Origin of the sequence: Rhodoferax sp. (assembly GCF_011391645.1) — a bacterium.
Classification (GTDB): domain Bacteria; phylum Pseudomonadota; class Gammaproteobacteria; order Burkholderiales; family Burkholderiaceae_C; genus Rhodoferax.
Genome location: NZ_JAABQC010000113.1, coordinates 1 through 8305, shown reverse-complemented (window position 1 = coordinate 8305; position 8305 = coordinate 1). Strand labels below are relative to the sequence as shown.

11 protein-coding genes and 1 pseudogene are annotated in these 8305 nt (G+C 56.5%); 7 read left to right on the top strand and 5 right to left on the bottom strand.

Annotated features, from left to right (window positions below):
• A partial coding sequence (locus GPS82_RS12325) for an ATP-binding protein (protein ID WP_296495146.1) occupies nucleotides 1-1357 on the top strand: 1357 nt, incomplete at its 5' end.
• Nucleotides 1358-1495: 138 nt separating this feature from the next.
• Here GPS82_RS12325 and GPS82_RS12320 read toward each other — a convergent pair.
• Nucleotides 1496-1978 (bottom strand): hypothetical protein, encoded by a 483-nt coding sequence (locus tag GPS82_RS12320; protein ID WP_296495145.1) that lies wholly within the window; start codon nucleotides 1976-1978, stop codon nucleotides 1496-1498.
• A gap of 299 nt (nucleotides 1979-2277) precedes the next feature.
• On the opposite strand from GPS82_RS12320, the gene GPS82_RS12315 reads away from it, so the two are divergent.
• Entirely contained in the window at nucleotides 2278-3033 is a 756-nt protein-coding gene (locus GPS82_RS12315) for a VTT domain-containing protein (RefSeq protein WP_296495141.1), read from the top strand.
• A gap of 153 nt (nucleotides 3034-3186) precedes the next feature.
• Here GPS82_RS12315 and GPS82_RS12310 read toward each other — a convergent pair whose 3' ends face one another.
• On the bottom strand, nucleotides 3187-3666 hold the full coding sequence (locus tag GPS82_RS12310) for a GGDEF domain-containing protein (protein WP_296495139.1): 480 nt from the start codon (nucleotides 3664-3666) through the stop codon (nucleotides 3187-3189).
• A gap of 123 nt (nucleotides 3667-3789) precedes the next feature.
• A pseudogene (locus GPS82_RS13755) lies at nucleotides 3790-3873 on the bottom strand (GlsB/YeaQ/YmgE family stress response membrane protein); the annotation flags it as partial.
• A gap of 158 nt (nucleotides 3874-4031) precedes the next feature.
• On the opposite strand from GPS82_RS13755, the gene GPS82_RS12305 reads away from it, so the two are divergent.
• A complete protein-coding gene (locus GPS82_RS12305; protein WP_296495138.1) occupies nucleotides 4032-4691 on the top strand; it encodes an NAD(P)H-binding protein in 660 nt (219 codons plus the stop codon).
• 49 nt (nucleotides 4692-4740) lie between these two features.
• Here GPS82_RS12305 and GPS82_RS12300 read toward each other — a convergent pair whose 3' ends face one another.
• Together GPS82_RS12300 and GPS82_RS12295 are read right to left on the bottom strand one after the other, a co-directional pair.
• On the bottom strand, nucleotides 4741-5415 hold the full coding sequence (locus GPS82_RS12300; protein ID WP_296495136.1) for a M23 family metallopeptidase: 675 nt from the start codon (nucleotides 5413-5415) through the stop codon (nucleotides 4741-4743).
• A gap of 14 nt (nucleotides 5416-5429) precedes the next feature.
• Nucleotides 5430-6401 (bottom strand): L,D-transpeptidase, encoded by a 972-nt coding sequence (locus tag GPS82_RS12295; protein WP_296495134.1) that lies wholly within the window; start codon nucleotides 6399-6401, stop codon nucleotides 5430-5432.
• Nucleotides 6402-6459: 58 nt separating this feature from the next.
• Here GPS82_RS12295 and GPS82_RS12290 point away from each other — a divergent pair, with 58 nt between their 5' ends.
• The 4 genes from GPS82_RS12290 to GPS82_RS12275 are packed head-to-tail and all read left to right on the top strand — an operon-like array spanning nucleotide 6460 to nucleotide 8038.
• Nucleotides 6460-6849: a hypothetical protein gene (locus tag GPS82_RS12290; protein ID WP_296495131.1), complete on the top strand. Its 390-nt coding sequence runs from the start codon at nucleotides 6460-6462 to the stop codon at nucleotides 6847-6849.
• Nucleotides 6839-7189 (top strand): VanZ family protein, encoded by a 351-nt coding sequence (locus GPS82_RS12285; protein ID WP_296495128.1) that lies wholly within the window; start codon nucleotides 6839-6841, stop codon nucleotides 7187-7189. The genes GPS82_RS12290 and GPS82_RS12285 overlap by 11 nt, the downstream gene beginning before the upstream one ends.
• Before the next feature lie 31 nt (nucleotides 7190-7220).
• Nucleotides 7221-7493, top strand: a complete 273-nt coding sequence (locus GPS82_RS12280) for a hypothetical protein (RefSeq protein ID WP_296495125.1) — start codon at nucleotides 7221-7223, stop codon at nucleotides 7491-7493.
• Nucleotides 7494-7543: 50 nt separating this feature from the next.
• Nucleotides 7544-8038 carry a redoxin domain-containing protein gene (locus tag GPS82_RS12275; protein ID WP_296495122.1) on the top strand — a complete coding sequence of 165 codons (495 nt, stop codon included), beginning with the start codon at nucleotides 7544-7546 and terminating at the stop codon, nucleotides 8036-8038.
• Nucleotides 8039-8305: the final 267 nt, after the last annotated feature.

The following is an 8305-nucleotide window of genomic DNA, read 5'->3' as shown; positions in this document are numbered from 1 at the left end:
GGTGCGTGATTACCCGCTTGCCATCCGCCACACGACGGGCCGGCTCATGGACGTGCTCTACAACGCGGCCGTTTACCGGGATGACAAGGGCAATGTCCTTGGCGTGTTCGCCGCGGCGCGCGACATCACTGAGCGCAAATTCCTGGATCAGGTGCTGCTGGAGCAAAACGTGGAGCTGGAGCGCACCAAGGCCATCGCGGAAAAAGCCAACCTTGGCAAGTCGGAATTTCTGTCCAGCATGAGCCATGAGTTGCGCACGCCCCTCAATGCCATCCTCGGTTTTGCCCAGTTGATGGAGTCTGACTCGCCAGAGCCGACGCCCAAGCAAAAACGCAGCCTGGTCCAAATTATCAACGCGGGGTGGTACCTGCTGGAGCTGATCAACGAAATCCTCGACCTGGCGCAGATCGAATCGGGCAAGACCACGCTGTCTCTGGAACCAGTGTCGCTGCTCGAGGTCATGAACGAATGCCGCGCCATGGTCGAGCCGCAGGTTGGCCAGCGTGGGATTGACCTGAAGTTTTTACCGCTTGAATCAGACCATTTTGTCGAGGCCGATCGAACCCGGATGAAGCAGGTGCTGATCAACTTGCTGTCAAACGCCATCAAGTACAACAAACCTGGCGGCACGGTCACATTGGCGTGCACCCCGATGCCTCCAGATTCGATTCGCATCAGCATTCAGGACACCGGCGTGGGGCTGACGCAGGAGCAGCTGGCGCAACTGTTTCAGCCCTTCAACCGTCTCGGCAAAGAACTCGGTCCGGAAGAAGGCACCGGCATCGGTTTGGTCGTGACCAAGCGGCTGGTCGAGCTGATGGGTGGTGCCATCGGCGTGGACAGCGCCGTCGGGGTGGGGAGTGTGTTCTGGATCGATTTAAGGTTGGCGACGGCACCGCAGTTGGCGTCTCAGTATGTGACGCAGACGACGCTGGCGCGACCGCAGGTGTTGGACGGCACACCGCTGCGAACCCTGCTGTACGTGGAAGACAACCCGGCCAACATGGTATTGATTGAGGAACTGGTGGCCCGCCGCAGTGACCTGCGGATGTTGAGCGCGGCGGATGGCCATCTCGGCATCGAATTTGCGCGCGCCCATCAGCCAGACGTCATTCTGATGGACATCAACCTGCCAGGCATCAGCGGGCTCGAAGCCATGAAAATCCTGCGCGCTGACCCTTTGACGGCGCATATTCCAATCATTGCCCTCAGCGCCAACGCGCTGCCCGGCGACGTCGCAATAGGCCTTGCGACTGGTTTTTTCAGCTATCTGACCAAACCCATCAAACTCGATGAGTTCATGGACAGTTTGGATTTGGCACTGAAATCATCGGCAATGGGTTTGTCCACGCCGTAACGACTGCTCCCGGGTTTCGGGTGTCGAAAAATGACAAAACTGAAATACAAAACAGGGAGAACACGAACGCGGTGGCAACCACTCATCTCCATCAACCGCACTCAAACGGCTGATAGCTGTCACCCTGCAGGTCGCAAATTAGCGAGCCTTTTTTGCTTTGGAAGCAGATGCCACGGATGCGACAGCTGCCGCGCCCTTTTCCATTACTGAGTCGAGCGTGTTTTCAGCAGTGGAAGCAGCCGATTTCAAATTCTTGGCAACAGGGGCAAAAGCTGCAGGTGCAGGATGTGCTTTTTCTACGGCATCAACAGTGCTGTGGAACTGGCCAACGCTCAAAGAAGTTGCTTCTTTAAGGTTCTTGGCAAACATGGCCATGCCAGCTTCAGACGAGGCCTTCATGATTTCAAAAGCTGCCTGTGGGTCCTTGATGTCCTTGATAGCCGTCACGGTTTCAGCAATAGCCGCTTGCACTTCTTTTGCCTGATTTTGAGCCAAGTCAGCCCATGCCTGCAGGTTCTCCTGCACTGGCTTGATCGCGTCTTGCATTGACGTGGCATTGAATTTTGGTGCCGATTCCGACATGGTCTTTGCGATGGCTTCGAAGGGGGTGTTCTTAAACATTGGAGGGCCTTTGGTAAAAATGTTGCAGTGCAGCAATTGTATCCAACTATCCAGTCCGGTGCCAGTTCAAAACAAGAAGTGGTCTCGATTTAGTGAAGTAAGCCTATATCGACAGAACACATTCCAACATTCGGCAGGTCTGTCAGCTGATGCAGTTGGCCACGTTTGACTTTGGCAGGATTCATGGCGGCTAAGATGTTTTGGGGCACAGTCATTCCCTTCAAAAGCATGAAAGGCTCGTGCTGATGATCGCTTGGCGCAACGGATAATACCGGCCTGCTTTGCAATCTGATCTTTTCATGCCCACCCCGCCCGCACCCCTTCCACCGCAACCTCAGGGTCTGTCCAAAGACGCTGCTGCGGCAAAGGCGTGGCATTGGGGCTCGGCAACCGAGATTTCGCGGCGCGTTGGCATATTGATCGCCGTCCTGCTTGTCACCGGGCTGCTGGCCTTGTCTGACACTGTTCACCACCAGATCGTCGCCGGCCTTGCGCTAGCCGAACCTGTGATTGCCCAGCACCCTGTTCTTGGCGCCCTGATTTTCATGGGGCTGGCGGCTCTCTCTGCCATGCTGGTGTTCTTTTCTGGCGTGCTTCTCGTCCCGATAGGGGTGCAAGCCTGGGGCGAGATGGGTTGTTTCCTCATGTTATGGAGTGGCTGGTGTTTGGGTGGACTCGTCACCTATGCCATTGGCCGACGGCTGAAACGCCCCGCCGTGCAGCGCATGTTGTCGGGCGGAATGATCGACCGCTACGAAAACAAAATACCTGAAGGAGGCTCTTTCCTCACCGTCGTGCTGGTGCAGTTGGCGGTTCCGTCAGACGTTTCTGGCTACTTCTTCGGGCTTCTCGGTTACCCGCTTCGCATCTATTTCGGTGCGCTGATGCTCACCGAAATTCCGTATGCGCTGGGTACGGTTTTTCTCGGTAGTGCCTTTGTCCAAAAACAATATGTTCTGCTGCTCTCGGCTTCCGGTGTCGCGCTTGTTGCACTGGGCCTGGTCTGGCTTCGAAGGCGACGCGAGCAGGCACCCGCTTCACCAAACCGGCCGTGATCAAAACCGACCGGCGCGTCCGGTTGGCCGGAGCGAATTTCGGCGGTCTGAAGGTGCAGGTCAAGGTCCGCCTTGGCCCGTGACCGCAAAAATCTGCCTGAAAATGAAGCCTTGACCCGACGGCATTGCGCAACGAGCCCCCATTCTGCAGCCTCAGGCTTTAAGAGCGCCAGAAAACACCTCAACCCGATTGCGCCCGGCAGCTTTGGCGCGGTACATGGCCTGATCTGCGGCACCAATCAAATCATCACACTGCGGGTCAGGCAGCTGGCTCAAGGCACACAAGCCCATGCTCACCGTGATGGCAATCGGCTCACCGGACACCACCTGAAACGGCATGACCTCCACAGCCTTGCGCAGCGTCTCAGCGAGTCGCAAGGCACCTTCAACCGTGGTGTTGGGCAGAATCACCAAAAACTCTTCACCCCCCAAACGGCCCAACAGGTCTTGCGTTCGGGTGCGCTGCGCAATGGTGTCGACCATGGCCCTGAGCACCTTGTCCCCTGCAAGGTGGCCATGGGAGTCGTTCACATGCTTGAAGAAGTCAATGTCAATCATCAGAACAGACAGGGGTTGATGTTGATGGCAATCAACATCAAAAAAAAGGTGGGCATGTGGGCATTCATTGCCCATCCACGCTAGCAACAGCTTAGGACGATGACATTGATCTGCGTCAATTGAGGCTCCGGACACGCAGGGCCGACCAGCGAGAGGATCAGAATAGCTGAGCAAGGCTAATTGTTTGCCTGACTGACTTCAACGCTTGACCATGCGATAGGCCAGCAAAAGAAGAATTGATCCGACCAGGGCCCCCAGGAAGCTTGCGGTTTCCCCGATCGCATACCAACATAGATTGGCATTTCAAGACGGTGGCAGCCCCGCGGGACAAGGTTAGCCAGGTTCTTGTCAAATGTCAGGCGGCAAACTGCTGGCGATACTCAGAAAATAGCAACTCTGATGCGGCGCCTTTGCCGCCGAGAATTAAATCGGAGGAATTTATGACAACACGGAATGGTCGGGTGGTTTTGGTGGCTGGGGCAACTGGCCTCGTGGGTCGGGAAATCGTCTCAGCCCTTTTGGCTGACAGCGGGGTTGCAGTCATCCACTGTGTGGGTCGTCGACCCCTTGCGGCCGGCCATCCCAAGCTGCACGGCCATGTGGTCGATTTCGCTGCCCTGCCCGAACTTCCCCGGGTGGATGAATGCTACATCGCGTTGGGCACCACCATCAAGGTGGCCGGTAGTCAAGCAGCATTCAAGGCGATAGACCTGGATGCTGTTGTGGCGGTAGCCATGGCCGCAAAGGCAGCAGGTGCTACAAAATTTGGCGTTGTCAGCGCCATGGGCGCAGACCCGCAATCGCGTGTCTTTTATAACCGCATCAAAGGCGAGATGGAAGTTGCCCTCGCCAACATGGAATTGAAGAGCCTGGTGATTGCGCGGCCTTCCTTACTGGACGGCGACAGGACAGCCCTGGGCCAGCCGCAGCGTAGTGGCGAGAGTTTTGGCCTCATGCTGGCGCGCCGACTGCGGCCCCTTGTGCCCGCGAACTACCGTGCCATCCTGGCCAAGGACGTGGCGCATGCCCTGACTCGGGCGGTCAAGGCAGCCAGACCGGGCGTCGTAACGCTCATGTCGGGTGAAATGCAGGGCGGTTGAACTTTTTGCTGCGGACAAATAGCTTGGCTTGGGTGGCCAAGCCGCGCAATCAGGGGCGCGTGGCGCCGCCCAGGAGCGGGTAAGGATTGATCGGGCTGCCTTTCCACCATTGCTTCTCCGGTCCCAGCACAAAAATGGCGAAATGCAAATGTGGGGTTTTCGGATCAGCGTTGCCGGTGGCGCCAACATAGCCGACCAGGTCGCCGCGTTTCAGCGTCATTCCCTCTTTGACATCTGCGGCGTAGCGGTCCAGATGCGCGTAGTAATAGGCAAACTTTTGGCTGGTATCGAATTGGTAAATCGTCAGGCCGCCTGGTTTGCTGTTGAAAAGTTTGGCAATTGTGCCGTCCGCCACTGCGAACACTGGCGTTCCTGTGGGCGCCAGGATGTCGATTGCTTCGTGTCGGCGCTCGGGGCTGCGACCATCATTGAAAGTGTCTTTGAGCGCACTGACGTCGATACCTGCGACCGGTATCAACAGCTGATCTTGCGCCACCATGGCAGCGTCTGACACTGCCAGGGCTGGGCCAACTGGCGCCAACCGGGGCAATCTGGGCTCAGGGTCGGCGGCCGCGACCACAAGAACATTTGCAGGCACAGGTGCCATGGCTGTTGAGCGGCTTGCCACGACCGCCACCGGCTCGGGCAAGCCTGGGCCGGAGTAGGCGTAAATGACGACTGCGCCGACCAGCGCGCCGCTTAAAAACGTGGCGATCCATTTCATTGCAGTGCCATCCTTTAGTCTTGCAATAGAACCTCAACACCGGTCACAACCGATTGCGCGAGGGCAGTCGCGTCCCAGTTGGTCAACCGGATGCAGCCGTGTGACTGGGTCTTGCCAATGGTCGAGGGTTCTGGCGTGCCATGGATGCCGTAATGTTCCTTGGAAAGATCGATCCAGACAACGCCAACCGGGTTGTTTGGGCCGGGGGCAATTTTGGCCTTGGCGTCGGCCGGATCGGCGTCCCAGAATAATTTTGGGTTGTAATGGAACACTGGGTTGCGTGCAACGCCATTTACCTTCCAGATACCAATCGGAAGCGGATCATGTTTACTGCCGGTCGTGGCGGGAAACTGGGCAATGACTTTGCCGTCAGCGTCGACCAGAGACAGAGTGAGGTCTGACTGATCGACGATGATCTTTACCGCTTTCGGCAACTCGCTGGTGTCAGCGACGTTGGGCACTACGATGACTTCGCCAGCACTGCCAAACTTTTTGCCGGGATTGAGTTGCGTGAGCAGCTTGGGACTGACATGAAATTTTTCACTGAGTGCTTCCCTGGCAGAGCTGTAGCCAAGTGCCCTCATCTTCGCTTTGTCCGGCCATTCGGCGGGGATCCGCTTGAACGGTCCTGCAACGTCTGTGTCCAGGATTGTGTGAGAAACCAGGATTGGCGCGGTGTCAGTATTCAACACAGCCCAGGTGGGCGCGTCGATGGTTCCAGTATTTTGCAAGCCGTTGGCCTTCTGGAAGCCGCTTATGGCGTTGCGCAAGTTTTGCCCGTAAACCGAATCGATTTCACCGGGGGAAAAACGCGCCCGGTCCATCAAGACTTGTGCGCGCAACACGGCGCTGCCTTTCATCTTGGAGGTAATCGGCTGAGCGCGTTCAGTTTCGCTGAGCGAGTCAGGCGCCAATAGTTGAGTCGCCATTGCTGGAGTGCCCGCTGCGCATGCAATGAGCGCCGCCAGAAGATATCGGGTTTTCATGTTTATTCTTGAGGTTCAATTTGGCTGCCCAGCGTAACTGTGGCGGGCGTGAGGGTCTGTGCGCTGGCGAACCAGCGATTTCAAGCAAGGAACAGGTGACCAAAAATTCAGGGAAAATGAAACATCCAAGCGAAGCGTTTCGGTGCCTTTATTGTTTCAATCAGACTTTTTCAGTCCACTCCGCTCCAAATGGAAACGGTTGTTTTGCCTTGTAATATTGCCTTGTATGAAAATATTCCTGTACAGCCCCTGTTTACCGGCGCAACTGCTAAAGACCAGCGTGCGATTGGCCGTGTTGGTAAGCGTTTCCATTTCACTGCAAGCCTGTGCCGTGGTGGCTGTGGCCGACGCAGCAGTTACGGTGGTTGCTACCGGTGTCAAGCTGACAGCCAAGGCTGTGGGTGCCGTCGCTGATGCCGTGATACCGGATTCAGATGATGACAACTAAATTGTTCTGCAAGTCATCGTTCTGGCTATTGGTGCTGATCACGCTGTGGCTGTCGCTGGTTCCCGGCGATCGGGTGCCGTCAGTGTTTAACTTTTGGGACAAGGCGCAACACGCACTGGGCTTTGCGGCACTGGCATTTTTAGGGCTGCTCGGCTATCCGGGGCGTTTTGCAAGTTTGATGATCGGCCTGGCACTTTTTGGTGTTGGCATCGAATGCGCCCAGTGGGTGACTGGCTGGCGACAGGGAGACTGGCAAGACTGGGTTGCCGACTGCGTGGGGATGGTGGCAGGTGCAGTTTCATGGCGCTTGGGTGCGTCCTCTTATGCATGGCACCGCTAAACTGCAAGGCATGCAATTACAGAAAGAAAATATGTTTGACAAAACCGGCCAGTGGCTCCACCTTGAAACATTCGACGAGTTTGACAACGGGTTGTCAGAGCTCATTGACCTATGGTCAAGCAAGGCCGACAAGTCCGCCAAGGAATCAGCACTCGCCCACTTCAAAGAAGATCTAGAAGCTGCGGTACTGCAATGGGCCGACAACAGGGCCAAGTCCAGGAAATACGCTGCCATTGGCGAAGAGCTGGCCGAGTTTGAAGAAGCACTGCAGGAAGGACCGGAAAAAGACCCGAACGCAACCTGATGCTGAATGACCGATTCCGCGAATATTGGCGGACCCATTGGAAAAGCCACTTGGGAACGCTCGTTCTTGCCGCTGTTGTGCTGATTTCAGTGCAGGCCTGGCAAACAAGGGGTGTTCCGGGTGGCCAAGCCCCGGATTTCATGCTCACATTTGTGCAACCAGACGGCACGTCAAAAAACTCCACGCTGTCCGACTGGCGAGCACTTCACCCCGGTCAGCCTGTTGCCCTGCACTTTTGGGCTGACTGGTGCCCCATTTGCCGCACCGAAGAGCACAGCATCACCCGGTTGACGCAAGATTGGCCCGTGCTGACAGTGGCCATGCAATCAGGGCCGGCAGACAACGTGCTGCGGGTGCTTCAAAAACGCCAATTGCCATGGAATGCCGCGGTGGACGAGCGCGGGACAGTTTTGAACTCATACGGTTTCAAGGGTGTTCCGGCGTTCGTCGTGATTGACGCAAAGGGTGAATTGCGCGCATCCACCATGGGCTACACCAGCGAACTGGGCATGCGGCTGCGGCTTTGGTGGGCGTCTCACTGGTAAAGGCAGGCTCGGCGGAAGGCGGTCAACGGTTGACTGGAAAATTTTAGGTGCCAGCCCAATTGAAAAGGGGCGGGGCTCTTGACGAACCCTGCCCCTTCCGGGTGCTTCCTCAAGTATGGGAAGCGTCATGACGGTAAAACGTCATTCAGGTGTGAGCGTAAGTATGGTCCATGGTCATCTACGGGGCTCCTTCACCGAGGGTAAAGACTCGGTCGCAGGGAAATTTTGCGCCAGATTTTTTGAGTAGTCAATATCTTTTTCAAGCTT

Coding starts and splice junctions, on each gene's coding strand:
- GPS82_RS12300 (WP_296495136.1), bottom strand. CDS start 5,415: ATGAAATGGATCGCCACGTTTTTAAGCGGCGCGCTGGTCGGCGCAGTC.
- GPS82_RS12315 (WP_296495141.1), top strand. CDS start 2,278: ATGCCCACCCCGCCCGCACCCCTTCCACCGCAACCTCAGGGTCTGTCC.
- GPS82_RS12305 (WP_296495138.1), top strand. CDS start 4,032: ATGACAACACGGAATGGTCGGGTGGTTTTGGTGGCTGGGGCAACTGGC.
- GPS82_RS12320 (WP_296495145.1), bottom strand. CDS start 1,978: ATGTTTAAGAACACCCCCTTCGAAGCCATCGCAAAGACCATGTCGGAA.
- GPS82_RS12295 (WP_296495134.1), bottom strand. CDS start 6,401: ATGAAAACCCGATATCTTCTGGCGGCGCTCATTGCATGCGCAGCGGGC.
- GPS82_RS12310 (WP_296495139.1), bottom strand. CDS start 3,666: ATGGGCAATGAATGCCCACATGCCCACCTTTTTTTTGATGTTGATTGC.
- GPS82_RS12280 (WP_296495125.1), top strand. CDS start 7,221: ATGTTTGACAAAACCGGCCAGTGGCTCCACCTTGAAACATTCGACGAG.
- GPS82_RS12285 (WP_296495128.1), top strand. CDS start 6,839: ATGACAACTAAATTGTTCTGCAAGTCATCGTTCTGGCTATTGGTGCTG.